Annotated in this window: 23 protein-coding genes and 1 other RNA gene; 13 read left to right on the top strand and 11 right to left on the bottom strand. The window is 71.7% G+C overall.

The window, feature by feature from the left end; translation table 11 throughout:
• Positions 1–198: 198 nt before the first annotated feature.
• Positions 199–601, bottom strand: an RNA gene (gene rnpB, locus ACFQS1_RS05645) — RNase P RNA component class A.
• 55 nt (positions 602–656) lie between these two features.
• Between rnpB and ACFQS1_RS05640 the strand changes: the two genes are divergently transcribed.
• A complete protein-coding gene (locus ACFQS1_RS05640; RefSeq protein WP_378964983.1) occupies positions 657–1421 on the top strand; it encodes a sulfite exporter TauE/SafE family protein in 765 nt (254 codons plus the stop codon).
• A gap of 53 nt (positions 1422–1474) precedes the next feature.
• Here the strand turns inward: ACFQS1_RS05640 and ACFQS1_RS05635 are convergent, their stop codons facing one another.
• Together ACFQS1_RS05635 and ACFQS1_RS05630 are read right to left on the bottom strand one after the other, a co-directional pair.
• Positions 1475–2398, bottom strand: a complete 924-nt coding sequence (locus tag ACFQS1_RS05635; RefSeq protein ID WP_378964982.1) for a threonine/serine dehydratase — start codon at positions 2396–2398, stop codon at positions 1475–1477.
• Between the two features lie 44 nt (positions 2399–2442).
• On the bottom strand, positions 2443–3501 hold the full coding sequence (locus ACFQS1_RS05630; RefSeq protein ID WP_378964981.1) for a type I glyceraldehyde-3-phosphate dehydrogenase: 1059 nt from the start codon (positions 3499–3501) through the stop codon (positions 2443–2445).
• A gap of 485 nt (positions 3502–3986) precedes the next feature.
• On the opposite strand from ACFQS1_RS05630, the gene ACFQS1_RS05625 reads away from it, so the two are divergent.
• Together ACFQS1_RS05625 and ACFQS1_RS05620 are read left to right on the top strand one after the other, a co-directional pair.
• Positions 3987–5123 carry an ABC transporter permease gene (locus ACFQS1_RS05625; RefSeq protein WP_378964980.1) on the top strand — a complete coding sequence of 379 codons (1137 nt, stop codon included), beginning with the start codon at positions 3987–3989 and terminating at the stop codon, positions 5121–5123.
• Positions 5124–5280: 157 nt separating this feature from the next.
• Positions 5281–5910: a M15 family metallopeptidase gene (locus ACFQS1_RS05620; protein ID WP_378964979.1), complete on the top strand. Its 630-nt coding sequence runs from the start codon at positions 5281–5283 to the stop codon at positions 5908–5910.
• A gap of 28 nt (positions 5911–5938) precedes the next feature.
• Here ACFQS1_RS05620 and ACFQS1_RS05615 read toward each other — a convergent pair whose 3' ends face one another.
• The gene (locus ACFQS1_RS05615) at positions 5939–6736 is read right to left on the bottom strand and encodes a class I SAM-dependent methyltransferase (protein ID WP_378964977.1); all 798 of its coding nucleotides are present in this window, start codon (positions 6734–6736) and stop codon (positions 5939–5941) included.
• Between the two features lie 112 nt (positions 6737–6848).
• On the opposite strand from ACFQS1_RS05615, the gene ACFQS1_RS05610 reads away from it, so the two are divergent.
• Together ACFQS1_RS05610 and ACFQS1_RS05605 are read left to right on the top strand one after the other, a co-directional pair.
• Entirely contained in the window at positions 6849–7871 is a 1023-nt protein-coding gene (locus ACFQS1_RS05610) for an aspartate-semialdehyde dehydrogenase (RefSeq protein WP_378964976.1), read from the top strand.
• A gap of 141 nt (positions 7872–8012) precedes the next feature.
• Positions 8013–8219, top strand: coding sequence for a hypothetical protein (locus ACFQS1_RS05605; RefSeq protein ID WP_378964974.1), 207 nt, complete (start codon positions 8013–8015; stop codon positions 8217–8219).
• 248 nt (positions 8220–8467) lie between these two features.
• Here the strand turns inward: ACFQS1_RS05605 and ACFQS1_RS05600 are convergent, their stop codons facing one another.
• Positions 8468–9730 (bottom strand): pentapeptide repeat-containing protein, encoded by a 1263-nt coding sequence (locus tag ACFQS1_RS05600; protein ID WP_378964973.1) that lies wholly within the window; start codon positions 9728–9730, stop codon positions 8468–8470.
• Here ACFQS1_RS05600 and ACFQS1_RS05595 point away from each other — a divergent pair.
• Positions 9729–10514 carry a hypothetical protein gene (locus tag ACFQS1_RS05595; protein ID WP_378964972.1) on the top strand — a complete coding sequence of 262 codons (786 nt, stop codon included), beginning with the start codon at positions 9729–9731 and terminating at the stop codon, positions 10512–10514. The two genes, ACFQS1_RS05600 and ACFQS1_RS05595, sit on opposite strands and share 2 nt — an antisense overlap.
• Before the next feature lie 194 nt (positions 10515–10708).
• A complete protein-coding gene (locus tag ACFQS1_RS05590; protein WP_378964971.1) occupies positions 10709–12130 on the top strand; it encodes an RNB domain-containing ribonuclease in 1422 nt (473 codons plus the stop codon).
• 125 nt (positions 12131–12255) lie between these two features.
• Here ACFQS1_RS05590 and ACFQS1_RS05585 read toward each other — a convergent pair whose 3' ends face one another.
• Positions 12256–12681, bottom strand: a complete 426-nt coding sequence (locus tag ACFQS1_RS05585; protein ID WP_378964970.1) for a DUF350 domain-containing protein — start codon at positions 12679–12681, stop codon at positions 12256–12258.
• Positions 12682–12709: 28 nt separating this feature from the next.
• Complete coding sequence (locus ACFQS1_RS05580) at positions 12710–14062, bottom strand: glutamine synthetase family protein (RefSeq protein WP_378964969.1); 1353 nt, start codon at positions 14060–14062, stop codon at positions 12710–12712.
• On the opposite strand from ACFQS1_RS05580, the gene ACFQS1_RS05575 reads away from it, so the two are divergent.
• Positions 14013–15971, top strand: a complete 1959-nt coding sequence (locus ACFQS1_RS05575) for an NAD+ synthase (protein WP_378964968.1) — start codon at positions 14013–14015, stop codon at positions 15969–15971. The genes ACFQS1_RS05580 and ACFQS1_RS05575 overlap by 50 nt on opposite strands.
• A 99-nt stretch (positions 15972–16070) precedes the next feature.
• A complete protein-coding gene (gene panB, locus ACFQS1_RS05570; protein WP_378964966.1) occupies positions 16071–16901 on the top strand; it encodes a 3-methyl-2-oxobutanoate hydroxymethyltransferase in 831 nt (276 codons plus the stop codon).
• A 200-nt stretch (positions 16902–17101) separates the two neighbouring features.
• Here the strand turns inward: panB and ACFQS1_RS05565 are convergent, their stop codons facing one another.
• Together ACFQS1_RS05565 and ACFQS1_RS05560 are read right to left on the bottom strand one after the other, a co-directional pair.
• Positions 17102–17506, bottom strand: coding sequence for an Ig-like domain-containing protein (locus tag ACFQS1_RS05565; protein ID WP_378965048.1), 405 nt, complete (start codon positions 17504–17506; stop codon positions 17102–17104).
• Positions 17410–18309, bottom strand: coding sequence for a fibronectin type III domain-containing protein (locus tag ACFQS1_RS05560; RefSeq protein WP_378965044.1), 900 nt, complete (start codon positions 18307–18309; stop codon positions 17410–17412). The genes ACFQS1_RS05565 and ACFQS1_RS05560 overlap by 97 nt, the downstream gene beginning before the upstream one ends.
• On the opposite strand from ACFQS1_RS05560, the gene ACFQS1_RS05555 reads away from it, so the two are divergent.
• Positions 18233–18427 (top strand): hypothetical protein, encoded by a 195-nt coding sequence (locus ACFQS1_RS05555; RefSeq protein ID WP_378965047.1) that lies wholly within the window; start codon positions 18233–18235, stop codon positions 18425–18427. The two genes, ACFQS1_RS05560 and ACFQS1_RS05555, sit on opposite strands and share 77 nt — an antisense overlap.
• A 31-nt stretch (positions 18428–18458) precedes the next feature.
• Here ACFQS1_RS05555 and ACFQS1_RS05550 read toward each other — a convergent pair whose 3' ends face one another.
• Positions 18459–19103: a hypothetical protein gene (locus ACFQS1_RS05550; protein WP_378964965.1), complete on the bottom strand. Its 645-nt coding sequence runs from the start codon at positions 19101–19103 to the stop codon at positions 18459–18461.
• Positions 19104–19368: 265 nt separating this feature from the next.
• Here ACFQS1_RS05550 and ACFQS1_RS05545 point away from each other — a divergent pair, with 265 nt between their 5' ends.
• A complete protein-coding gene (locus tag ACFQS1_RS05545) occupies positions 19369–20064 on the top strand; it encodes a helix-turn-helix transcriptional regulator (RefSeq protein ID WP_378964964.1) in 696 nt (231 codons plus the stop codon).
• Positions 20065–20128: 64 nt separating this feature from the next.
• On the opposite strand, the gene ACFQS1_RS05540 is transcribed toward ACFQS1_RS05545, so the two are convergent.
• Entirely contained in the window at positions 20129–20521 is a 393-nt protein-coding gene (locus ACFQS1_RS05540; protein ID WP_378964962.1) for a VOC family protein, read from the bottom strand.
• Positions 20522–20619: 98 nt separating this feature from the next.
• Between ACFQS1_RS05540 and ACFQS1_RS05535 the strand changes: the two genes are divergently transcribed.
• Positions 20620–21405: a type 1 glutamine amidotransferase gene (locus tag ACFQS1_RS05535; RefSeq protein ID WP_378964961.1), complete on the top strand. Its 786-nt coding sequence runs from the start codon at positions 20620–20622 to the stop codon at positions 21403–21405.
• Between the two features lie 79 nt (positions 21406–21484).
• Positions 21485–24535: a bifunctional [glutamine synthetase] adenylyltransferase/[glutamine synthetase]-adenylyl-L-tyrosine phosphorylase gene (locus ACFQS1_RS05530; RefSeq protein WP_378964960.1), complete on the top strand. Its 3051-nt coding sequence runs from the start codon at positions 21485–21487 to the stop codon at positions 24533–24535.
• Positions 24536–24607 lie beyond the last annotated feature (72 nt).

The raw sequence follows: 24607 nt of genomic DNA, 5'->3' as shown, positions 1-24607 counted from the left end.
GCCTCGGGTCGCGGCGAGCCGGTCCGCGCGGCGGTGGTCGAGGTCGCTGGGACGCCGGGTGACGAGGCATCGGTGGCGGTGTGGCGGGCTCAGTTGGGAAAGGCGTTGTCGCAGGATCACCGAGTACGAAGTGATCGTTCCTTGACGCGGAAGAGGTCAAGACGCCCAAGATGGCGAAAGTCCTGACTTGCGGGATGGCGGACGAGTCGGCCTGTACGCCGGATTCTGTCCCGGCTCTCGCCGGGGGCGGTCATCCATCTCGGCCTGCCGTTGCCGACAGGCTCATGCAGCCTACCCGCAGGCTCGGGCGAGCAGCCCTCGAGCGCCTGCGCCGGTCGGGGCTCTCGCGAACCCCGGCCTTGCTTGGCCTTGCTCCGGGTGGGGTTTACCTAGCCACCCCGGTCGCCCGGGGTGCTGGTGAGCTCTTACCTCACCGTTTCACCCTTACCGGCCTTGCGGGCCGGCGGTTTGTTTTCTGTGGCACTGTCCCGCGGGTCGCCCCGGGTTGCCGTTAACAACCACCCTGCTCTTCGGAGTCCGGACGTTCCTCGGTGACACCTCCCGAAGCGGGGAGTGCCGACGCGACCGCCCGGCCGACTCGTCCGTCACCAAGAATTCTACGGGTGGCGGGTTGAGGCCGTAGATTCACACCCACCATGGATCTCTCGCACATACTTCTGCTGCTCGTCGCCGGTGTGGCGGCGGGGACGGTGAACGCGATCGCCGGGGGCGGGTCGCTGATCACGTTTCCGAGCCTGATCGCGACGGGGCTGCCGTCGGTCGATGCCAACGTGACGAACTCGGTGTCCGTCTTTCCGGGATACGTGTCGAGCGTCGTGGGGAGCCGGGCCGACCTGGCCGGACAGGGCCGCCGGGTACGGGCGATCATCCCGACCAGCGTGGTGGGGTCGGTGGCGGGGACCGCGCTGTTGCTGCTCACGCCGGGGCGGGTCTTCGAGCTGGTGGTGCCGTTCCTGGTGCTGGGGGCGGCGGCGACGCTGGCGTTCCAGGACCGGCTGCGCGGGCTGGTGGGGCACCCGCGGCACATGTCGGCGCGCCGGGCCGCGGTCACGCTTCAGCTGGTTGTCTTTGTGGGGGCGATCTACGGGGGTTACTTCGGGGCGGCGCTCGGGGTGATGTACGTGGCGGCGCTGGCGTTGATCCTGGACGAGCCGCTGAAGCGGATCAACGCCCTCAAGAACGTGCTGTCGGCGTCGGTGGGACTGGTCACGGTGGTGGTCTTCGCGATCTTCGCGGACGTGCATTGGGGGTCGGTGCTGGTGCTCGCCCCGGCGACGATCGTGGGCGGGTACGCGGGGGCGAAGCTGGCCCGCCGGTTGCCGGCCAAGGTCCTGCGGTACCTGATCGTCACCTTCGGCACGGTGATCGGCCTGATCCTGCTGTACCGCGCGATCCGGTAGCCGAGACCTGTGCCGGGCGATCCGGCGAGACGAGAGCTGAGCCGGGCGAACGGCTAGGCGAGATCCGAGGGATCGGTGTTGGCCCCGCAGAGCAGCACCACGACCCGCTCGCCCGGCGCCGGCATGTAGGCGCCGGAGGTGAGGGCCGCGTACGCGGCCGCCGTCCCGTGCTCGACCACAAGCCGGTAGTCGTCCCACAGCCGGCGGCGGGCGTCCACGATCGCCTTGTCGTCGACCAGCAACGACCGGATCGCGGCGTCCCGGGCCAGCGCGAAGGCGATGTCGCCGGCCCGCCGCGCGCCCAGCGAGTCGGCCGCCACCCCGGACACCGGCACGTCGACCGGGCCGCCGGCCTCCAGCGCCGCGTGCAGGGCCGCGGAGGTGGTGGGCTCGACCGAGACGACCGACACGTCGGAGGGACGGAGGGCGGCGATCATGCCGGCGATCAGGCCGCCGCCGCCGACGGCGACCAGCACGGTGTCGAAGCCGCCGGGCAGCTGGTCGAGCAGCTCGAGGCCGAGCGTCCCGTTGCCGGCGACCATGTCCTCGTCGTCGTAGGCGTGGCAGAAGTACGCCCCGGACGCCTGGGCCCACTCGACGGCGGCCGCGTACGCCTCGGCGTACTCGTTGCCGGTCTGCACGACCGACGCGCCCAGCTTGCGAAGCTTGTTGACCTTGACTGTGGGGGCGGTCGACGGCACGTACACCTCGGCGGGAACGCCCAGCTCGCGCGCCGCGTAGGCGGCCGCCAGGCCGGCGTTGCCCCCGGACGCCGCGACGATGCCGGCCGAGGGCAGGACGCCCCGGGTGGCGGCGGCGACGATCTGGTTGACCATGCCGCGGGTCTTGAAGCTGCCGGCGTGCTGGGTGTGTTCGAGCTTGAACCACAGGCCGGGGCCGGCCCGCATGACGGGGGTGTGCCGCACCCGATCGCCGATCCGCCGTGCCGCCGCCCGCACATCCCCGATGTCAATCATCGCCACGACTTTAACGCGGCACGGCCCGCCGGCCGCCGGGCCGCCTACGCGATGCTCCAGCTCACCCGCCGCGAGGCGACCGGCGACGCTTCACCCACGAGGCGCGCCAGGTCGAGGCAGCGGCTGGAGAGGCCCCACTCGTTGTCGAACCAGCCCCGCACCTTCACCCCGCCGTCGGCCGTCGTCTGCGTCCCGGACGGGTCGAAGAGGCAGGACGCCGGGTTGTTCTTCACGTCGATCGAGACGGTGGGGTCCGGGTCGTACGCGAGAATCCCGCGCAGCGGCCCCGCGGCGGCCTGAGCCATCGCCCGGTTGACCTCCTCGACGCTCACCGGCCGGTGGGTCTGGCCGGACAGCTCGGCGAGCGATCCGATCGGGGTCGGCACGCAGTAGTAGCTGTAGCGCATCTCGCCGATCTCGGGCAGCGCCACCCGCACCAGGTCGCCGACGACGTAATTGTGCGGGATGATGCTCTCGCCGCTGGCCCGGCCGAGCCGTGGGTCCTCGCGGGAGGTGCCCACCACCGTGTCCTGCGCCTTCTGCCAGCCCTGGACGGCGAGCATCACCGACGTGTTCACCGAGCGCAGGCCGAATCGATCCAGCAGGACCTTGGCCATCACGGTGAGCGCGTTGACCCCGCACGAGCCGGGGGAGACCACGTCGTGCAGGGCCGGGTCGTAGACGTGGTGGTTGGCGCCGTAGACGAGGAAGGCGTCGGGGTCGTCGGCGGACGCGCTGATCACTACCTTGCGGGCGCCGCCGTGGGTGATGTGCCGGCGGGCGCTGGTACCGGCCCGGAACCGGCCGGTGGCCTCGATGACGACGTCGACGCCGGCGTCGGCCCACGGGATGCGCTCGGGGCGCGGGTGGTGGAAGGCGCGAATCGCGTGGTCATTGACGACAAGGTGGTCGGCGCGGGCCGTGACCGTGCCGGGAAATGAGCCGCGAATGCTGTCCCGGCGCAGCCCGTACGCCATTTTCTCGGTCGACGTAAGGTCGTTCACGGCGCCAATGGATATTCCGGAATCACCCGCCGCCGCTACAATCCTCGTGATACTGCGGCCGATCCGGCCCATTCCGTTGATGCCGATCGTGACAGTCATCGAAGGCTCCTCGGCCGCTTGTGTCCCGTGCTTGTCCCGTGCTTGTCCTGTGCCGCCAGGCAGGGCCGGTTACCCCGGATACCACCCACCGTCACGCCCTCGACACTATGAGTCGTGCAAGTTGCACGTCAACGCAGGACACGTCACAGGAGTGGCTAGATCCACATAAGACCTGGTCACGTGAGTCACGCGATCGTGAAAAGGGACTTTCGGGCATTGGTGGTGCTTGATGCGGCTTCCCTCGGGAAAGGTGAATTGGGTCGTCCGGACGGTCCGCGTCTTCCGGATCGGCGATGCGTTTTCCGGCCAGGCGTGCCATTTTTGGTGAGAATTCCAACCCGGGGGACGGCCGATCGGTATTCCGGAGCCGATCAGCCGCGTCCGGAGAATCACGCGCCGGCCGAGCCGCCGGCGCGACGCCTCCCCGCTGGGCGAGCATCGGCGAAACGGCCGCATGATCCGGTTTCGTCCGTAATGCTGCTGGTGTGGTCGCACCGGAGGAGCAGCAGGTGGAGTCGCTCATGCGGTTCCGGCGATTCGCGCTGGCGGTGTGCGTGATCGGCGTACTCGTGCAGCTCGGTCTGACCGCCTACTACCTCGGCATGGGGCACAAGGCGCAACCGCACCACCTGCCGGTCGGCCTGGTCTCGCCGCCGGCCAAGCGGGCCGGCGTGATCGCCCTGCTCTCCCGGAACGACTACTTCCGGATCACCGACTACGCCACCTCGGACGATCTGATCACCGCGATCAAGCGCCGCGACGTGTACGGCGGCGTCGACATCACCGCGAGCAAGCCGCACCTGTACGTCGCGAGCGCCGCCGGGGTGCCGGCCGCCACGCTGCTGCGCACCACCTACACGAGCGTCGTGCAGCAGCAGACCGCCGAGACCCTGAGCGCGCTCGCCGAGCAGGGCGACACGATGCGGGTGAGCGACGCGCAGGGCCTCAACACGCCACCGGCGATCACCGACGTGGTGCCGCTGCCCAGCGACGACGTCAACGGCGTCTCGCTCGGCTTCCTCACCCAGGCGCTCGCGCTCGGCGGCACGATCGCGTCGATGGGCCTCGGCCGGCTCATCCCGCGCGCCCGGCGCTCCTGGCGGCGCGGCATCGCGCACGTGTCGATCCTGATCGGGTACGCCGTGGGCTCCGCCGCCGTCATTCTCTGGTCGATGACCTGGTTCGGTGTCGGCGAGACCGCGGACCGGGGCGAGATGCTCGGCATCTTCTCGCTGATCTCGCTCGCCATCACGGCGTCCACGGCCGGCGCGGTGGCGCTGCTCGGCCCGGCCGGCGCGCTGATCGGCGCGATGTACTTCACGCTCGGCACGGTGATCTCGGGCGCCAGCATCCTGCCCGAGTTCCTGCCGGCGTTCGGTCGGCGCCTCGGCGAGAACCTGCCGACCGGCGCCGGCGTGCAGGCGGTCCGCGACGACCTCTACTTCCCGGCCGCCCCGATCCACGAGCACCTCGTCGTGCTCGGTCTCTACGCCGGGATCGGCGCGCTGATCGTGCTGATCACCAACATGCTCCCGCACGGCCGGAACACCACCTCCGAGGTCGAGCTGGCCCTGGTGGAGCGCCTCGAGGGCGCCGAGCGGCGCGAGCCGGTCCCGATCTAACCCTCATCTCTCGCCCGGCCGGCCGATTGCTCTGGCCATGCCGGTTCGCACGACGGTCACCGTCCCGCAGGCCAAGGCGTCGGAGACCGGGCACACAATCTCGCTGCCGATCGCGGGCTGACGCTCAGATTTCGAGGCCCGCGCCGAACGGAATGGTGTGGGAATCGAGGGAGTGAACAACCGGATCGCCGACATCCAGAGCCGGATCATCGCGCTGCAGACCCAGCAGGCCGGCCGCACCGCGCAGTCGGGCACGACGTCGTCGACCGGCGCGGGCGGGGACGACTTCGCCAGCTATCTGTCCGACGCCGTCTCGCAGACGCCGGCGTCCGGCCGTAGCTACTCGCTGAACGGCAAGGGGATCCCGACCGACCTCGAGGCGTACGGCAACGGCAAGATCCCGGCGAGCGAGCTCGAGCCGGTCGGCACCACCCGGCACAAGCTCTGGGGCCCGGCGGCCGAGGCGCTCACCCGGATGATGTCGGACGCGGAGAAGGACGGCGTGCACATCGGGATCACCGACTCCTACCGCCCGTACGCCGAGCAGGTCGACCTCGTCCGGCGGAAGGGGTTGTACTCCCAGGGCGGGCTGGCGGCCAAGCCCGGCACCAGCGAACACGGCTGGGGCATGGCCGCCGACCTCGACCTCAACGCCAAGGCGCTGGCCTGGGTGCGGGAGAACGGCGCGAAGTACGGATACTTCAACACCGCCTCCCGCGAGAGCTGGCACTGGGGCTTCAAGCCCGACTCGATCTCAGGCGGTGGCCAGCCGCCAGGCGTGCGGTAGCGCCGTATCGGCGGGCTCAGGCGGCGGTTCAGGCGGTGGCCAGCAGCTCGCCGTGCAGGAGCGACAACCAGCCGTCCGGGTCGGCCGCCCAGCGCCGCCACCCGTCCGAGATGCGCCGGAGATCCGCCTCGGTCGCGGCGCCGGTGCGCACCGCGGTGGCGGCGAAATCGGACTTCAGCCCCCGTTCCGCCCACATGCCGCCCCACCAGGCGCGGTCGGCCGGCGTCGCGAAGCACCAGGTGCTGGAGGTCGCGGTCAGCTCGGTGAAGCCGGCCTCGCGCCCCCAGGCGAGCAACCGGCGCCCGGCGTCGGGCTCGCCGCCGTTGCCGCGGGCGACCCGCTCGTAGAGATCGAGCCACTCGGTCAGCTCGGGGACCTCCGGGAACCAGGTGAAGGCCGCATAGTCGCTGTCGCGCACCGCCACCACGCCGCCCGGCTTGGTGACCCGGCGCATCTCGCGCAGCGCGGCCACCGGGTCGGTCACGTGCTGCAGCACCTGGTGGGCGTGCACCACGTCGAACGTGTCGTCCGGGAAGTCGAGCGCGTGCACGTCGCCGACCCGGAAGTCGATGTTGGCCAGGCCGCGCCGGGCGATCTCGGCGCGGGCCAGGTCGAGCGCCTCCTCGGTGACCTCCAGCGCGGTCACGCGGGCCGGTGTGACGAGCATCGCGAGGTCGGCCGTGATGGTGCCGGGGCCGCACCCGACGTCGAGGACCGAGACCCCGGAAGTCAGCCGGGGCAACAGGTATGCCGCCGAATTCTCTGCGGTGCGCCACCGATGCGAGCGCAAGACCGACTCATGATGTCCGTGCGTGTAGGTCGCCATGCCTCCGAAACTAACCCCGCCGTCTCTCTATTTGAGAGAAAGATCCCATTATTTGGTACGCGGTGAGTTAAGCGATTTCTTCCCGGGCACGTCAGGCCGTACTTTTGTCGGCATGAGGATCGGCATTGTGGGCGCGACGGGACAGGTGGGCGGCGTCATGCGACGCATCCTGGCCGAGCGCGACTTTCCTGTAGACCAGCTTCGGTTGTTTGCCTCCGCTCGCAGCGCCGGTCGCACGCTCCCGTGGAAGGACGGTGAGGTCACCGTCGAGGACGCCGCGACGGCCGACTTCGCCGGGCTCGACATCGTGCTGTTCTCGGCGGGCAAGGGCAGCTCCAAGGAGCTCGCGCCGCGGGTCGCCGCCGCCGGCGCGGTGGTCGTCGACAACTCGTCGGCCTGGCGGATGGACCCGGACGTCCCGCTCGTCGTCAGCGAGGTCAACCCGCTTGCGGCCGGCAACCGGCCCAAGGGCATCATCGCCAACCCGAACTGCACGACCATGGCCGCGATGCCGGTGCTGCGCCCGCTGCACGACGAGGCCGGTCTCGTCGCGCTGGTCGTCACCACGTACCAGGCCGTCTCCGGCGCCGGCCTGGCCGGCGTGAGCGAGCTCGACGAGCAGGTGAAGAAGGTCGCCGACCGGGCCGCCGAGCTGACCCACGACGGTTCCGCCGTGGAGTTCCCGGCGCCCCGCTCGTTCGCCAAGAACATCGCCTTCAACGTGCTGCCGCTGGCCGGCTCGATCGTCGACGACGGTCGCGACGAGACCGACGAGGAGCAGAAGCTGCGCAACGAGAGCCGCAAGATCCTCGACATCCCGTCGCTGCTGGTCTCCGGCACCTGCGTCCGCGTGCCGGTCTTCACCGGCCACTCGCTGCAGCTCAACGCCCGCTTCGCCCGGCCGGTCACGCCGGCCCGGGCCCGGGAGCTGCTGGCGACCGCGCCGGGTGTCGAGCTCTCCGACGTGCCGACCCCGCTCGAGGCGGCCGGCCGCGACCCGTCGTACGTCGGCCGCATCCGCGCCGACGAGACGGTGGAGAACGGCCTCGCGCTCTTCGTCTCGAACGACAACCTGCGCAAGGGCGCCGCGCTCAACGCCGTCCAGGTGGCCGAGCTGGTCGCCGCCGAGCTGTAGGTTTCTGACTTCCCGAGAACCGCCCCGGCCGACCATGGCCGGGGCGGTTTTTGTTGAGATCACTTCACCTCCACTGTGGAAAATTGGGACTTTTTGCCCGAATCGGTGGCGGATGGTCGGTTTGAGGTGCAGAGTGATTACATGAACGACAGTGGGCCCGGCGGAGGCGGCTATTTCTGGTGCCTTCGCGACCGCCGTGTCGAGACCGGCGACGACCTATGTCCCGCCCAGTACCGGCTCGGTCCCTACGCCACGGCCGACGAAGCGACGCGGGCACTCGAAACCGTCGAGAAGCGCAATGCCGAGTGGGACGCCGAGGATGCCCGCTGGACCGGGGAGGTCAGCTAGCACCGGCACGCGACCCCCTGTGTCCACGCCGGAATTCGCAGTCTCCAGGCGGAGACGAGCCCGCAGTCATTCGCAAGGAGGAACACCCTGATGGCCGCTGCCAAAAAGGCTCCGACCAGAGCATCCACAGGCGCCGGGAAAAAGACCGCAGGCGTCGCCAAGGCGCCGGCGAGGAAGGCCGCCGTCCCCCGACAAGCCGCAGCGAAAAAGGCCGCTCCCCAGCAAATCGGTTCGAAAAAGGCCGCTTCTCAGCATGCCGTTTCGAAGCAGGCCTCTCCCCAGCGGGCCGTTTCGAAGTCGGCTGCCGCGAAGCCGGTGGCGAATCGGGGAACGGCCGGGGCCGCCCGCCAGGCCGCCATCCGTACGACCACCACGACGCGACCCGCCGTGCCCAAGCCCACCTCGCCCAACAAGGCGGCGTCCGCCGTCCGTAAGGCGGCCCGGCCGGCCATCAACCGGCGGCCGGTGACCTCACGGCGGGCGGCCGCGGCGCTGAGCCCGATGCCGGGGATGATGTCGGCGACGATTCCGCCGGAGCCCACGCCCGCGGCGGACATGGACGATTCGATGCCGCCGGCGCCGGATCTGGACGAGCCCACCGAGTCGGGAGTCCGCTCGGCGGGCGGCAACGTGGGGCGGCGCAGCCGCACCGGCGACATGCTGACGACGATCGGCTCGATCAGCGGGATGCCGACGGTCAAGCCGGACCCCGAGATGAAGAAGGCAGCCGCGGCGGCCGCCAAGGCGGCGGGCAGGGCGGCCACGCGGGCCCGGGCCGCGGCGGCCAGGGCGACGGGCGCGGCGAAGACCACGAGCGCCGGCGCGGCCACCGCCAAGAAGGCGGCGGCCAAGGCGACCACAAAGACGGCGACGGCGAAGGCGACCACGAAGGCCGCGGCGGCGAAGGCGTCCACGAAGGCCGCGGCGGCGAAGGCGACCACAAAGGCAGCGGCGGCCAAGGCGACCGCGAAGGCGCCGGCGGCGAAGACCGCCACAGCGAGGACGGCCACCGCCGCGAGCGCCAGGGCGTCGGCCGCCAAGATGGGCACAGCCGCGAAGAGCACCAGGAAGGCGACCGGTATGACCGCGGCCGGGAACACGGCGAAGACGACGGCGGCCACCCGGGCGGCCAAGGCCAGCACGATGGCCGCCAAGACCGCGACGATGGCCCGGTCGACGACCACGGGCGGAACCGCCACCAAGCCGACCACCAAGACCACGGCCGCGAAGTCGGCGGCGACCAGGACTGCGGCGGCGAAGTCGGCGGCGACCAAGACCACGGCCGCGAAGTCGGCGGCGACCAGGTCTGCGGCGGCGAAGTCGGCGGCGACCAAGACTGCGGCGGCGAAGTCGGCGGCTACCCGGACCGCGGGCACCCGGAGCGCGGCGGCGAAGTCGGCGGCGGCCACGACGGCGGCCGCCAACCGGGGTGCGGCGCGAGCCGCGGCCGGCAAGTCGGATACGGCGACGGCAAACAAGCAGGCGGCCCGGTCGGCGTCCGCTAAGGGCATGGCCAAGACCGCCGCCAAGGTTGCGGGGACTCGAGCCAAGGCGGCCGCGCCGGCCAAGGTGGCCAAGACGGCTGGCCCGGCGAAGAAGACTGCCGCGCCGGCCAAGGCGGTCGGCACGGCGAAGAAGACGGCCGCGCCGACCAAGACGGTTGGCACGGCGAAGAAGACGGCCGCGCCGACCAAGACGGCGGCGACGAAGGTCGCCAAGAGCACGGCGGCCAAGGCGACGACCGCGAAGAAGACGGCGGCCAAGGCGGTTGGCACGGCGAACAAGACGGCGGCCAAGGCGGTCGGCACGGCGAAAAATGCCGCGGCCAAGGTCGTCGGCGGGCGGGCAACGGCCACGACAGCCAAGAAGACCGCCGGCGGGATGACCGGGAGCAAGACCGTGGCCGGTAAGGCGGTTGCCGGCAAGGCGGCGTCCAGTAAGGCGCCTGTCGGCAAGGCGCCTGCCGGTAAGGCGGGCGCGGCTCGGGCCGGGCTGGCGGGGTCGATGGCGGCCAAGGCGGCCAACCGGGCGGCGCCGGTCAAGGCGGCCAAGCGGTCGGCTACCAACGAGACGGCTACGGCGCGCGGGCGGGCGGCCAAGACCACGAACGTGGCGAAGGCTACCAACGTGGCCAAGGCGAGCCCGACCGCCAAGACGTCGGCTACCAACGCGGCCAAGGTGGCCAAGGCGGCCACGGCCGCGGCGGCGCGGAAGGCGGCGGCGGGGAACGCTCCGGGCGCCGGCTCGGGGCGTGCGGCAACCGGGCGGAAGGTCGCCGCCAAGCGGGCGCGATAACCGCGCCCGGAGAAACGGCGGGCCCGGAGAAACGGCGGGCCCGGAGAAACGAGCGTTGTGCCGGTGGTCATGTCCTTGGGGCGTGGCCACCGGCTTTTGCGTGCTGGGGTGACCACGGGCTTGCGTTGATGAATGGCCACGCTTTTGGGTTGCTCGATGGGCGCCGGCGACGGCGTTGCTGGTAGGAATGAGCCGTGCCGATCAAGAGAGTGTGGGCGCCGCAGATCGACTTCTCGGTGCTGCGGCGGGAGTTGCGGTTGCCGGGCGAGTTTCCGGAGGCGGCGCTGAGCGAGGCGCGCGCCGCGGCGGCCGAGCCTCTGCGGCCGGTCGTCGATCGGACGGACGTGCCGTTCGTGACCATCGATCCGGCGGGCTCGCGCGATCTCGACCAGGCGATGCATCTCAGCCGGCGCGACGGTGGCTATCGGGTGCGGTATGCGATCGCGGACGTGGCGTCGTTCGTGCGGCCGGGTGGCGCGCTCGAGGCCGAGACGTGGGTGCGCGGGCAGACGATCTATTTGCCGGACGGGCGTATCCCGCTGCACCCGGAGGTGCTCGGCGAGGGCGCGGCGAGCCTGCTGGCGGACGGCGACCGGCCCGCGGTGGTCTGGACGATCGACCTCGACGAGGAGGGCGCGACCACGGCGGTCGCGGTGGAGCGGGCGCTGGTGCGCAGCCGGGCCAAGCTCGACTACGACAGTGTGCAGGGGCAGGTCGACGCGGGCACGGCGCCCGAGCCGATCGCGCTGCTGCCGGAGCTGGGCCGGTTGCTGGCGGCGCGGGCGGCCGACCGGGGCGCGGTCAACCTGCCGCTGCCCGAGCAGGAGGTCGAGCGCGACGGCGACGGGTGGCGGCTGGTGCTGCGGGCGCCGCTGCCGGTCGAGGAGCACAACGCGCACATCTCACTGCTCACCGGCATGGCCGCGGCCGAGCTGATGCTGCGCGGCGGGATCGGGCTGCTTCGCACGATGCCGGCCGCTCGGCCGGAGGGGATCGAGAAGTTGCGCGCGGCGGCGGGGTCGCTGGGGGTCGCCTGGCCCGAGGGCGCTTCGGTGGGCGCGGTGATCGCGGCGGTCGATCCGGGCACGCCGCGCGGCGCGGCCTTCCTCGATCAGGCGGCGGAGTTGCTGAGGGGTGCGGCCTACACGCCCTTCGACGGTGCGGCGCCGGCCGACACCGGGCACGGTGGAGTGGGCGCGCCCTATGCGCACGTGACCGCGCCGCTGCGGCGGCTGGCCGACCGGTATGCCACCGAGGTGTGCCTGGCGCTGGCGGCCGGCGCGGAGGTGCCGTCGTGGGCACGGGAGGCGCTGCCGAAGCTGCCGAAGGCGATGGGGGACACCGACCGGCTGGCCGGCGCGGCGAACCGGGGCGCGATCGACCTGGCCGAGGCGGTGCTGCTGCGCGACCGGGTCGGTGAGACCTTCGAGGCGGGCGTGGTCGACCGGGACGAGGCGCGCGGGAGCAGGCCGGCCGGCGGGACGGTCGCGCTCGACGACCCGGCGGTGCGGGCGCGCTGCGTCGGCGATCTGCCGCTGGGCGAGCGCATCCGAGCCACGCTGACCGTCGCCGACCCGGTGACCCGCAAGGTGGAGTTCGAGCACGGGGGCCGGTGAGGGGCGGGCCGCGCGGCGAGATCTCGCGGCAGCCCAGCCCGGCAGCGGCGGCACGGAGGCCGGGACGGCAGCGGCCGGCCCGGCAGACTAGGGGACCGGCCGCTGGTCGTACCCGAAAAAGCCTTTCAGGAAATGCAGGCGCAGATGATGAGCGCCGCGCCGAAATGGGTCGCGGCTGAGACCATCGCGCCGCCGTGGCGCTCGGGGGTGCAGATGACTTCGCCGAGCTTGCCGGGGGTCATCCAATCGAGCACCAGGAACGCCAGGCCCATGATGACGATGCCGATGAGGCCGAAGATGACCGTGGAGGCGAGCCCCCGGCCGAACGAGTCGTAGCTCGTGAAGATGGCCGTGAAGACGATCAGGGCGATGCCCAGCTGGTTGGCCGCGAGCAGCAGCGACGCGTTCGGGTTGCGGTCGGCCCAGATCAGATCACGCAGCCTGCCGGGCGTCAGAATATCGATGAGGACGTATCCCAGGGCCATCAGGCCGATGCCGACGAGCCCGAACACGATGCTGCGGCCGGCGCCCTCGAGCAAATCTTGCAGCACGCTCTCTCCTTTCCAAGGTCAGGAGAGATTACAGGGCGCCGAGGTAGCGTTCCCGCTCGTAGGGGGTCACTTCGCGGCGGTATTGCTCCCACTCGGCCCGCTTGTTGCGCAGGAAGAAGTCGAAGACGTGCTCGCCGAGCACCTCGGCGACCAGCTCGGACCGGCTCATCACGTCGATCGCCTCGGACAGGTTTTCCGGCAGCGCGTCGTAGCCCATCGCCTTGCGCTCGGCGGCGGACAGCGACCAGACGTCGTCCTCGGCGCCCGGGGGCAGCTCGTAGCCCTCCTCGATGCCCTTGAGCCCGGCGCCGAGCATGACGGCGAACGCGAGGTACGGGTTCGTCGCCGAGTCGATCGAGCGGACCTCGACGCGGGCCGAGTTGGGCTTGCCGAACGCGGGGACCCGGACCAGGGCGCTGCGGTTGAGGTGGCCCCAGCTCACGAACGCCGGCGACTCGGTGATCGCGTTGGGCAGCTGGAGCGGGAACAGCCGCTTGTACGAGTTGACCCACTGGTTGGTGACCGCGGTGTATTCGCGGGCGTGCACCAGCAGGCCGGCGATGAAGGCGCGGGCCGTCTTGGACAGCTTCATCGGGTCGTCGCCGTCGTAGAACGCGTTGCGCTCGCCCTCGAACAGCGACAGGTGCGTGTGCATGCCGCTGCCGGGCTGGTCGGTGTACGGCTTGGGCATGAAGGTGGCGCGCACGCTCTGGGAGAGCGCGACCTCCTTGACCACGTGCCGGAAGGTCATGATGTTGTCGGCCGTGGTGAGCGCGTCGGCGTACCGCAGGTCGATCTCCTGCTGGCCGGGAGCGACCTCGTGGTGGCTGAACTCGACCGAGATGCCGATCCGCTCGAGGGCGAGCACGGCCTGGCGGCGGAAGTCGCGCGCGACCGAGTGGGTGGTGTGGTCGAAGTACCCGCCGGTGTCGACCGGGACCGGGACCGAGCCGTCCAGCGGGCCGTCCTGCACCAGGAAGAACTCGACCTCGGGGTGGGTGTAGAAGGTGAACCCCTTTTCCGCGGCCTTGGCCAGGGCGCGGCGCAGCACGTGGCGCGGGTCGGCCCAGGCGGCGCTGCCGTCGGGCAGCAGGATGTCGCAGAACATCCGGGCGCTCTCGCCGCTGGCCCCGCCCTCGAACGGGAACACCTGGAAGGTCGTGGGGTCGGGCATGGCGACCATGTCGGACTCGTAGACCCGGGCGAAGCCCTCGATCGCCGAGCCGTCGATGCCGATACCCTCCTCGAAGGCGGACTCGAGCTCGGCGGGGGCGACGGAGACGCTCTTGAGGGTGCCCAGCACGTCGGTGAACCAGAGCCGGACAAAACGGATGTCGCGCTCCTCGAGAGTGCGAAGCACGAACTCCTGCTGTCGGTCCACGTTCACTCCTGCTCGTCGCGCGCCTGACGGGCCAGTGTTTCCCGGCTCCGTTACGCCGAGATTACGCTGGCCCGGCCCTGCCGGGCGTCCCGGGTGGCTTCCCGTCGCGTGCGGAAGAATAAGCGTCATGCCCACTCTTCGGATCGCCCTCGCCCAGGTGAACTCCACGGTCGGTGACATCGCCGGCAACGCCGCCGCGGTGCGTTCCTGGTCTCGTGCCGCCGCCGATGCCGGGGCCCAGTTGGTCGCCTTTCCCGAGATGATGCTCACCGGCTATCCGATCGAGGACCTGGTGTTCCGGGACTCGTTCGTCTCGGCGTCGGTGTCTGCTTTGTCGTCTTTAGCCGCGGATCTCGCCGCCGACGGGCTCGGCGACCTGGCCGTGGTGGTCGGCTATGTGGACTCCGACGGTCCCGCGGCCACCAGCTCGGATGCGACGCCGGGCCGGGGGCGGCGGGATGCCTCGGCGCTGTTGCTGGGCGGGCGCGTGGCGGCGAGGTACTTCAAGCATCACCTCCCCAACTACGGGGTCTTCGACGAGGACCGCTACTTCGAGCCGGGGGAGTCGCTGACGATCGTGCGCTTCGGCGGGGTGGACATCGCGCTGACCGTGTGCGAGGACATCTGGCAGGCCGGCGGGCCGTTCACGGCGGCGCGGCGGGCGGGGGCCGGGCTGGTGCTCAACATCAACGCCTCGCCGTACGAGCTGAACAAGGACGACGTGCGGCTGCCGCTGGTGATGCGGCGGGCGGCCGAGGCGGGCGCGACGGTGGCGTACGTGAACGCGGTGGGCGGCCAGGACGAGCTGGTCTTCGACGGCGACTCGATGATCGTGACGGCCGGCGGCGAGCTGCTGGCACGGGCCGGGCAGTTCACCTCGTCGCTGCTGATCCACGATCTGCCGTTGCCGGCGGCGGACGCCACGCCCAACCGGGCCGAGAAGACCGATGCCGAGCCGCTGCCGATCGTCGAGCAGTGGATCGACGACGACATGTCGGTCTCGCGTGTCACGCTCTCCGTCGACCCGCGGCCGGCTCACCGGGACAAAAGGGACGGCGGGATCGCAGCCCGGATCGTCGACGAGGCCGAGGTGTGGTCGGCTCTCGTGCTCGGCCTGAAGGACTACGTCACGAAAAATGGGTTTCAATCGGTAATTTTCGGCCTGTCTGGCGGGATCGACTCCGCCGTGGTGGCGGCGATCGCGGTCGACGCGCTCGGTCCCGAGCGGGTCTTCGCGGTCTCCATGCCGAGCTCGTACTCCTCGCCGGGCTCCCGCGACGACGCGGCCGAGCTGGCCAAGCGCACCGGCATCGACTACCGCGTCCAGCCGATCCAGCCGATGGTCGACGCGTTCCTGGCCGAGCTGGCCGTCTCCGGCCTCGCGGTGGAAAATCTGCAGGCCCGGGTGCGTGGCGTGATCCTGATGGCGCTGTCGAACCAGGAGGGCCACCTCGTGCTCACCACCGGCAACAAGAGCGAGCTGGCGGTGGGATATTCGACGCTCTACGGCGACTCGGTGGGCGGCTTCAACCCGCTCAAGGACGTGCCCAAGACGATGGTCTACCGGCTGGCCCGCTGGCGGAACACGCAGGCCGACGCGCCCATCCCGGCGAACTCGATCACCAAGCCGCCGAGCGCCGAGCTGCGGCCCGACCAGAAGGACTCCGACTCGCTGCCCGACTACGCCGTGCTCGACCCGATCATCCAGGGCTACGTCGACCACGACATGGGTCGCGACGAGCTGATCGCGGCCGGCAACGACGCCGCGCTGGTCGACCGGGTGCTGCGCATGGTCGACCTGGCCGAGTACAAGCGCCGGCAGTCCGCTCCCGGCCCCAAGATCTCGGGCAAGGCGTTCGGCCGCGACCGCCGCCTGCCGATTACGAACAGGTTTCGAGAAGGTTTGTGACAACGTCCACTGACCCCTGACCGCGCGGCGGCTCCGGGTGCCACCATGGTCAGCACCCGGGGACCGCATACGTCGCGGCCTCGAGGGAAGGAGACGGTTATGTCGGATATTCCCACCCTGTATGGTGGCCCGGCCACCCGCCGGGTACGCACCCGCGACCTCCTCGCCGCCAAGTCCCGCGGCGACCGCTGGCCGATGCTGACCTCCTACGACCAGTACACCGCGTCGATCTTCGACCAGAACGGCGTGCCGGTCCTGCTGGTCGGCGACTCGGCGGCCAACAACGTGTTCGGCTACGAGACCACCCTGCCGGTCACCGTCGACGAGCTGCTCCCGCTGGTCCGCGCGGTCGTCCGCGCCACCAGGACCGCGCTGATCGTGGCCGACCTGCCGTTCGGCAGCTACGAGGAGGGCCCCACCCAGGCCCTGCGCACCGCCGTCCGGTTCATGAAGGAGGGCGGCGCCCACGCGGTCAAGCTCGAGGGCGGCCGCCGCGTCGCGGCCCAGATCGAGGCCCTGACCGCCGCCGGCATCCCGGTGATGGGGCACGTCGGCTTCACCCCGCAGAGCGAGCACAACCTGGGCGGCTATCGGGTCCAGGGCCGCGAGGAGGAGGGCGCGCAGGTCGTGGCCGACGCCCGGGCCGTGGCCGACGCGGGCGCCTTCGCCGTGGTGCTCGAGATGGTCCCCGGCGAGGTCGCCAAGACCATCACCAAGGAGCTGCCCATCCCCACCGTCGGCATCGGCGCCGGTCCGGACACCGACGCGCAGGTGCTGGTCTGGCAGGACATGGCCGGCTTGCGCACCGGACGCACCCCGCGCTTCGTGAAGCAGTATGCCGACCTGGCCGGCGCCCTTTCGCAAGCCACCCGCCAGTTCGCGGCGGAGGTGCGCGGCGGCGAATTCCCGGCGGCCGAGCACACCTTCTAAAACCATTATTTGATACGACTGACGGCCCGGTCCCGCTGTCCGCGGGGCCGGGCGGTGCCGTCCCGGCCTCCGTGCCGCCGGCGCCGGGCTGGGCTGCCGCGAGATCTCGCTTCTATCACGCGGGCGGCTTTCTGGGGCCGGCTTCTGTTGTGCCGGGGCCTCCTCGTTGGGCGGGGCTCCTCGGTGGGCCAGGCCGTCTCTTATGCCGGCGGCTGGTGCCTCACTGGCTTGACCAGGCGCAGGCCGGCGCCTGTCGCGGTGAGGCCGAGGCCGATGACGATCAGCCAGACGATCGGCGCGCCGGTGACCGGCAGGTTGTGCCGTACGGTGCGGACCGTCACATCCAGGCGCATCGCCCGCGCCTTGCCGCCGGCGTCAACCCCGGTCGCGGCGAACGAGTGCTTGCCGGTCGCCAGGTCCGCCGGCACGGTGACTGCCTTCCGGAACGCGCCGTTCGCGTCGGCCCGGACTTGGCCCAGCACGATCGGATCCGAATAGAGCGTGAGGGTCACGGTGGAATAGGGCGCGTACCCCGTGCCGACCAGGACCACTTGCTGGCCGGGTGCGGCGCTGGAGATCTGCCCGCGGTCGGTGTCCAACGGCATGCTCGTGACCGGCGGTGTGGCGGCGATCGGTGGGGCGGTCGGTACCACAGCGGCCGAGTAACCGGACGCCGCGAGGCGCCGGCGGCGGAGAGCGCGACCACCCGGACCCGATAGGAGACGCCGGCCGTGCCGCCGAGGAGGCAGCTGGTCGCCCCGGTGGTGGTGCAGACGGCGGGGCCGGGGTCGGCGATCGCGCGGTAGCCGGTGATCGCGACGCCGTTGTCCGCCGGAGGCTGCCACGAAACCTGGATCGAGGACGTGCCGGCGACGACGGTCAGGCCGGTCGGCGTGAGCGGCTTGGTGGGTTGCGGGGTCGGGCTGGTTGTTGGTGTGGGCGTCGGGCTCGGGCTGGTCGTTGGTGTGGGCGTGGGGCTCGGGCTCGTCGAGGGGGTCGGCGGCGTGGTCGGGATGGTCGTGGGCGAGGGTGACGGGGAGCTCGGGGACACCGACGGCGACGGCGAGGGCGAGGGCGACGGCGAGCTCGACGACACCGACGGCGACGGCGACGGCGACGACGAGGACGGCGACGGGCTCGGCGTTCCGGGTGTCACGGCGTTGGAGGCGGCGCTCAGCGCCGACTCACCGCGATCGTTGTCGGTGTTCGACGCCTTGACCCGGAACGTGTACTCGGTGCCGTTGGTCAGCCCGGTGACGGTGCAGCTCGTGTCGCTGTGCACGTCCGGGACGCAGGTCGCGCCGCCCGGGTCGGCAACGGCGGTGTAGCGCTTGATCGCGCTGCCGCCGTTCGTGCCCGCCGGGTCCCAGCTGACCTCGGCCGACCTGTCGCCGGCGACGGCGGTCACGGTGGCCGGCGGTTCCGGCAGGGGCATGACCCTCAGGCCCCTCGCGTTGACGTTGGTGTCGACCGTCTCGGGGTCGCCGTTGCTGGTCAGGCGGATCAAGGTGTACGGGTTTGGGTAGCCCAGGGTCGCATAGACGGTGCCGTCGGGCGTCACCGCGATGTCGGTCGTGGCCCCGAGGGTCGTGGTGAGCGCATCCACCGACGCCTGGCCGACCCCTGGGTGATTCGATAGATTGTTCCGGTTGCGGTGCCCGCGTACAGCCGGTCCTGGCCGTCGATGGAGAGATAGCTGATCTCGTTGACCTCGGGGTCGGCGGCGACCTGGGTGGACGAGGTACCGGAAGGGTCCATTCGGTTGACTGATCCGTTCACGCGGTCGAGCACATAGACGACGCCGTCCTGACCGACAGCTATGGACGAGTACTGAGAGATGTCGTCGGACTTGAGGACGGACTCCGTGCCGTCGGCCAGCCGCTTCACCACCCCGTCCTCCTCGGTGGCGACATACAGCGTGCCCGCGTCATCCACGGCGAGGTCCAAGGCCTCCGGGATGTCAGTGCTGAAAGCGATCTCTACCGCCGCCTGGCCGGCTTCCATCTGGTAGACGTTCCCGTCGGAGGACCTCGCCACGTAGACGGTGCCGTCGCTGCCGACCGCGATGCCGGGGCTGCCGCCGAGGTTGTTGCCGAGGACTTCGTGGCTTCCGTCCTGACCGACGCGCACGGCCTCGCTGGTGCTGGCGTCGACGTAGTAGGCGGCCACGCCGGTCGGTCCGCCGTTGGCTTCGGCCGGCACGGGCCGACCACCGCCAGCAGGTCGAGCCCGGTCACCGCAAGTAACGCGGCGCTACGTCGTCGCTGTAGAGATTTGAGCATGAAGTTAAGTTGTGTATGTATCAAGAGGTATTTCCGGCTTTTACGGCGTTTCGCCTGAGTGATGAGATCAGCGGCGGACGGCTCGCAGGCCGGCGCCGATCGTGGTGAGGCCGAGACGGCTTTCGGGCCTTTGGGTATAGATCGTCGAGGGCTGAATGTCGTAGCCCCGGACTAGCGTCTCGCACGTGAACCGGACCGATCGTCTGTACGCCCTTGTCGAGGAGCTTCGTGCGGTGGCGCCGCGGCCGCGCAGTGCTCGCTGGCTGGCCGACCGCTTCGAGGTGAGCGTGCGCACGGTGGAGCGCGACATCTCGGCCCTGCAGCAGTCGGGCACCCCGGTCTATGCCGAGGCGGGGCGCACCGGTGGCTACTGCCTCGACAAGGCGCACACGCTGCCGCCGGTCAACTTCACCGCGGCCGAAGCGGTCGCGATGGCGCTTGCGCTGCACCGCCTCGAGGGGACGCCGTTCCATGGCCCGGCTTCGACGGCGCTGCGCAAGCTTATTGTCGCCATGCCGGCCGCCGATGCGGCCGCGGCCCGCGCGCTCGCCGGGCGCATTCGCCTGGTCGGCGGTGGGCCGGCCACGACGGTGCCGCGGGTGATCGCCGATGCGCTCGAGGTGCGGCGGGTGCTGCGCATTCACTACGGCGATCGGGGTGGCGCCGCGACGGTGCGCGAGATCGAGCCGCTGGCGTTCTTGGGCACGCCGACCAGTTGGTATCTGGTGGCGTACTGCCGGCTGCGCCGGTCGGTGCGCGCCTTCCGCACCGACCGGATCGCCTCCGTCACGGTGACCGCCGAGGTGCCGCCACCGCGCGCGCTGCAGCCCGACGACCTGGACGTGCCCGACCACGCCGTGCGCAGCCTCGCGCTGACCTGACCCATGCCCGCGGCTCGCCGGGCCGGACCGCGCCGGGCCCGGGTGGCGCGCCCGGCCAGGTCGGTCACTCGCTGGCGGGGGGTGGGGTGAAGATGCCGAAGTGGTTGCCGGACGGGTCGAGCAGGTGGGCGAAGGACAGGCCGTCGGGGGTGGTCCTCGGCGCCAGCAGCACCTTGCCGCCCGCTGCCTCGGCTGCGCGGCACGTTTCGGCCGGGTCGGTGACCAGGACGTAGAAGATGGCGTAGTTCGGCGCCTTGCCGCCGGTGGGGAAGATGCCGCCGGCCGGCCGCTCGGCGCCCGGCGGCGTGACCATCCGGTAGGCCATGTCGTCGGCGCCGGTGGCCTCGCCCCGGTCGTTGCCGTAGGTCCAGCCGAAGACGTCGGCGTAGAAGCGCTCGGCCACCGCCGGCTCGTCCGTGGCGATCTCGAACCAGCCGATCCCGTTCACTGCGGACATGTCGTTCTCCTCGCATCAGTAGGTAGGTGAACCTTCGCGGGCGGCGGCGACAGCCTCCTGTCGGTGTTTCCGGAATCGGTTCGGACTAGCCTCGGGGCGTGGGAACCGCACTTGTCATCGAGAACGACCCGACCGACGACCTGCGCCGGCTGGGCGAGTGGCTGACCGAGGCCGGCCTGGAGCTGACCGTCCTGCGCCCGCACGCGGGCGACGCGCTGCCCGAGACGCTCGACGACTATCTCGCGCTGGTCGTCATGGGCGGTGACCAGAGCGTGTACGCGGCGGCCGACGGCACCCCCGGCGCGCCCTGGTTTCCGGCGCTCGAGGGGCTGCTGCGCAAGGCCGTGCGCAACCACGTGCCGACCCTCGCGGTCTGCCTCGGCGCCCAGCTGCTCGCCCAGGCGCACGGCGGCCTCGTCGAGCGCAGCACCTCCGGCCCCGAGATCGGGCCGGGCCTGGTCGGCAAGCGCGACGCGGCCGAGAAGGACCCGCTGTTCCGGTGGGTGCCGCTGCTGCCCGACGTGATCCAGTGGCACCGCGACGAGATCACCGAGCTGCCCCTGACCGCGACGCTGCTGGCCGCCTCGAGCCGGTATCCGCACCAGGCGTTCCGGCTCGGCGACCGGGCGTGGGGCGTGCAGTTCCACATCGAGTGCGACGTCGAGATGATCGAGCGGTGGGCGGCCGACGACGCGGACACCCTCGACGAGCTGGGCTACGACCCCGAGGCGGTGGCGTACGCGGTGGCCGAGGCGCTGCCCGACGTCGAGGAGGTGTGGCAGCCGTTCGCCGCCCGCTTCGCGTCCCTCGCGCTGGGCACGCTGCCGGACGCCGACATCCCGGACGCGGGCACGGGCCGGACCCTCCCGCTGCTGGGGCAGTGACAATGGCCGGCGGCGCGCGCGCCGAGGCAAGCACAGCCGAGGCAAGCACAGCTGGAGCACGCACAGCCGAGGGGCCGGCGTGACGCGGCCCAGCCGGCTCGCCCGGTACGGCTTTGCCGAGAAGCACGCCGCCGACCTGCTCGGCCCGACCGGGCTGCGGCTGTGGGAGGCCGAGGCGCAAGGGCCGGCCGGCACCGATGCGGCCGAGCTGATCCATTCGCTGTCGCGCGCCGCCGACCCGACGCTCGCGCTGCGCCAGCTGCACCGGCTGGTCGAGGCGGCGGGACGCGCCGCCGACCGCAGCAACGGCCGCGGGGTCGCCGGGCCGGGCGGCGAGATCAACACCAACGAGGCGACCGACGCGCTGTTCGAGGCGCTGTTCCGCGATCACGGGCTGCGCCGTCGGCTGGTCGCGGTGCTGGGGGCGTCGTCGGCGCTCGGCGATCACCTGGTGGCCAACCCGGACGACTGGCGGGTGCTGGCGACCAGCGTGACCGGGTTGCCGCCGAACGCGGAGGGCCACCTCGAGATCGACGGCGACCGCACCGTGCCGGTGCTGCGCCACGCCTACCGGATCTCGCTGTTGCGCATCGCGGCGGCCGACCTGACCGGTGGGCGGGGGCTCGAGCCGACGATGGCGGCGCTGTCCCGGCTCGCCGATGAAACGCTCGCCGCCGCGTACGAGATCGCCGTCGCCGGATTGCCGGCCGGCGTGCCCGAACCGCGCCTTGCCGTGGTCGCGATGGGCAAGTGCGGCGGCAACGAGCTCAACTACGTGTCCGATGTGGACGTCATCTTCGTGGCGGCGGCCGACGAGGACCTCAGCGCGGGCACCACGGTCGCGGCGCGCCTGATCGAGATCTGCGGGCAGGTCGCGTGGCAGGTCGACGCGGCGCTGCGGCCCGAGGGCAACCGGGGGCCGCTGGTGCGCACGCTCGCCAGCCACCAGGCCTACTACCGGCGCTGGGCGCGCACGTGGGAGTTCCAGGCGCTGCTCAAGGCGCGCCCGGCGGCCGGCGATCTCGCGCTCGCCCAGGAGTGGATCGAGGACCTCGCGCCGCTGGTCTGGCACGCGGCCGAGCGTCCGGAGGCGGTCGCCGACGTCCGCGACATGCGCCGCAAAATCATCGACAACGTGCCGGCCAACCAGCTCGACCGCGAGATCAAGCGGGGTCCGGGCGGGCTGCGCGACATCGAGTTCGCCGTGCAACTGCTGCAGCTCGTGCACGGCCGCATCGACGAGACCCTGCGCAGCGGCGGCACCCTGCCGGCCCTGCGGGCGCTGGTCGCCGGGGGATACGTCGGCCGCGAGGACGGCGAGACGTTGTTGCGCGGATATCGCTTCCTGCGCGGCGTCGAACACCGGCTTCAACTGCAAAATCTGCGGCGTACGCATACCGTGCCGGACGATCCGGAAGCGCTGAAGTGGCTGGCCGCCGCGCTCGGCTACACCGCGATGCCGGGCCGCAACGCGGTCGAGGCGTTCCGCTCCGACTGGGTCGGCCACGCCGCTCAGGTGCGCCGCCTGCACGTGAAGCTGCTGTACCGGCCGTTGCTCGAATCGGTGGCCCGGGTGCCGGCCGAGGCGCTGCGGATGACCCCCGAGTCGGCCCGCAAGCGCCTGGTGATCCTCGGCTTCGCCGACCCGGCCGGCGCGCTGCGCCACCTGCAGGCCCTCACCGGCGGCGTCACCCGTACCGCGGCCATCCAGCGCACCCTGCTGCCGATGCTGCTGCAGGACTTCGCCGACGCGCCCGAGCCCGACCGCGGCCTGCTCAACTACCGCGACGTCTCCGACAAGCTGGGCAGCACGCCGTGGTATCTGCGCCTGCTGCGCGACGGCGGCCCGGTGGCGCGCCGGCTCGCCCGGGTGCTGAGCCTGTCCCGGTACGCGACCGACCTGCTCACCCGCGACCCCGAGGCGCTGCGGCTGCTCGCCGACGACGCCGAGCTGGTGCCGCGCGACCGGCAGGCGCTGATCGAGGGCTTCGCGGCCGCCGCCGAACGGCACGCGGACGACCCAGCCAAGGCCACCGCCGCGGTCCGGGCGCTGCGTCGCCGCGAGCTGTTCCGGCTGGCCTGCGCCGACATCCTGAGCAACGCCGGGGTGCTGGCGCCGAAACAGCCCGGGCTCGCCGCGCCGGCCGGAGGACCCGGCGCCGGTAGCGGCACCGCGCGGCCGATCGATGTGACGACGATCGGCATGGCGCTCTCCGACGTCACCGACGCCACGCTCAACGCGGTGCTCAAGGTCGCGCGTGCCGCGAAGTCCCGCACGCCCGGCCTGCGCTTCGCGATCATCGGGATGGGCCGGCTCGGCGGGTACGAGATGAGCTACCCCTCCGACGCCGACGTGCTGTTCGTCTACGACCCGCCGGCCGGGGGCGGCGCCGCCGAGAGCGAGGCCCACGCGATCGCCGAGGAGCTGCGCCGGCTGCTCGCCGCGCCCGCGCCCGACCCGCCGCTCGGCATCGACGCCGACCTGCGGCCGGAGGGACGCCAGGGTCCGCTGGTGCGCAGCCTCGGGGCCTACCAGCAGTACTACGCCCGCTGGTCGCGGGTGTGGGAGGCGCAGGCGCTGCTGCGGGCCCGCTTCGTCTGCGGCGACGAGTCGCTGGGCCGGGAGTTCGAGCGGCTGGCCGACACGATGCGGTACCCGGCGGGCGGGCTCGGCCGGGAGCAGGTCACCGAGATCCGGCGGATCAAGGCGCGGGTCGAGACCGAGCGGCTGCCGCGCGGCGCCGACCCGAACACGCACACCAAGCTTGGCCGGGGCGGACTCTCCGATGTGGAGTGGGCGGTGCAGTTGGTGCAACTGCGGCACGCGTACGCGGTGCCGGAGCTGCGCAAGACGCAGACGCTGGAGGCGCTGAGCGCCGCGGTGGCGGCCGTACTGGTCGGCACGGCCGACGCGGCGGCGATGGAGGCCGGGTGGACCCTCGCCGCCCGGGTGCGCAACGCGCTGACCCTGGTGCGCGGCCGGCCCACCGACCAGCTGCCCCGGCACGGGGTGGAGCTGGCCGGCGCGGTGCAGCTGCTCGGCGGCGGCGACCCGGGCGAGTTCGTGGACCGGTATCTGCGGTTGACCCGGCGCTCGCGCGCGGCCATGGAACGGGTGATGGACTCGTAGCGAGGCTGGGCCCGGACGCCCGACGATCGCGCCGGCGGTGTGCCGCACGGGCCGGCCCGGTCGAGGTCGTCC

It is taken from the genome of Paractinoplanes rhizophilus (genome assembly GCF_042664765.1).
GTDB classification, from domain to species: domain Bacteria; phylum Actinomycetota; class Actinomycetes; order Mycobacteriales; family Micromonosporaceae; genus Actinoplanes; species Actinoplanes rhizophilus.
Note: the sequence above shows the minus strand (reverse complement) of the source record. Positions and strands in the feature narration are given on the sequence as shown.

Coding starts and splice junctions, on each gene's coding strand:
- ACFQS1_RS05610 (WP_378964976.1), top strand. CDS start 6,849: ATGAGGATCGGCATTGTGGGCGCGACGGGACAGGTGGGCGGCGTCATG.
- ACFQS1_RS05540 (WP_378964962.1), bottom strand. CDS start 20,521: ATGTCCGCAGTGAACGGGATCGGCTGGTTCGAGATCGCCACGGACGAG.
- panB (WP_378964966.1), top strand. CDS start 16,071: ATGTCGGATATTCCCACCCTGTATGGTGGCCCGGCCACCCGCCGGGTA.
- ACFQS1_RS05600 (WP_378964973.1), bottom strand. CDS start 9,730: ATGCCCTTAGCGGACGCCGACCGGGCCGCCTGCTTGTTTGCCGTCGCC.
- ACFQS1_RS05630 (WP_378964981.1), bottom strand. CDS start 3,501: ATGACTGTCACGATCGGCATCAACGGAATGGGCCGGATCGGCCGCAGT.
- ACFQS1_RS05635 (WP_378964982.1), bottom strand. CDS start 2,398: ATGATTGACATCGGGGATGTGCGGGCGGCGGCACGGCGGATCGGCGAT.
- ACFQS1_RS05575 (WP_378964968.1), top strand. CDS start 14,013: ATGTCGCGCTCCTCGAGAGTGCGAAGCACGAACTCCTGCTGTCGGTCC.
- ACFQS1_RS05595 (WP_378964972.1), top strand. CDS start 9,729: ATGGCCAAGACCGCCGCCAAGGTTGCGGGGACTCGAGCCAAGGCGGCC.
- ACFQS1_RS05615 (WP_378964977.1), bottom strand. CDS start 6,736: ATGGCGACCTACACGCACGGACATCATGAGTCGGTCTTGCGCTCGCAT.
- ACFQS1_RS05605 (WP_378964974.1), top strand. CDS start 8,013: ATGAACGACAGTGGGCCCGGCGGAGGCGGCTATTTCTGGTGCCTTCGC.
- ACFQS1_RS05640 (WP_378964983.1), top strand. CDS start 657: ATGGATCTCTCGCACATACTTCTGCTGCTCGTCGCCGGTGTGGCGGCG.
- ACFQS1_RS05565 (WP_378965048.1), bottom strand. CDS start 17,506: ATGCCGTTGGACACCGACCGCGGGCAGATCTCCAGCGCCGCACCCGGC.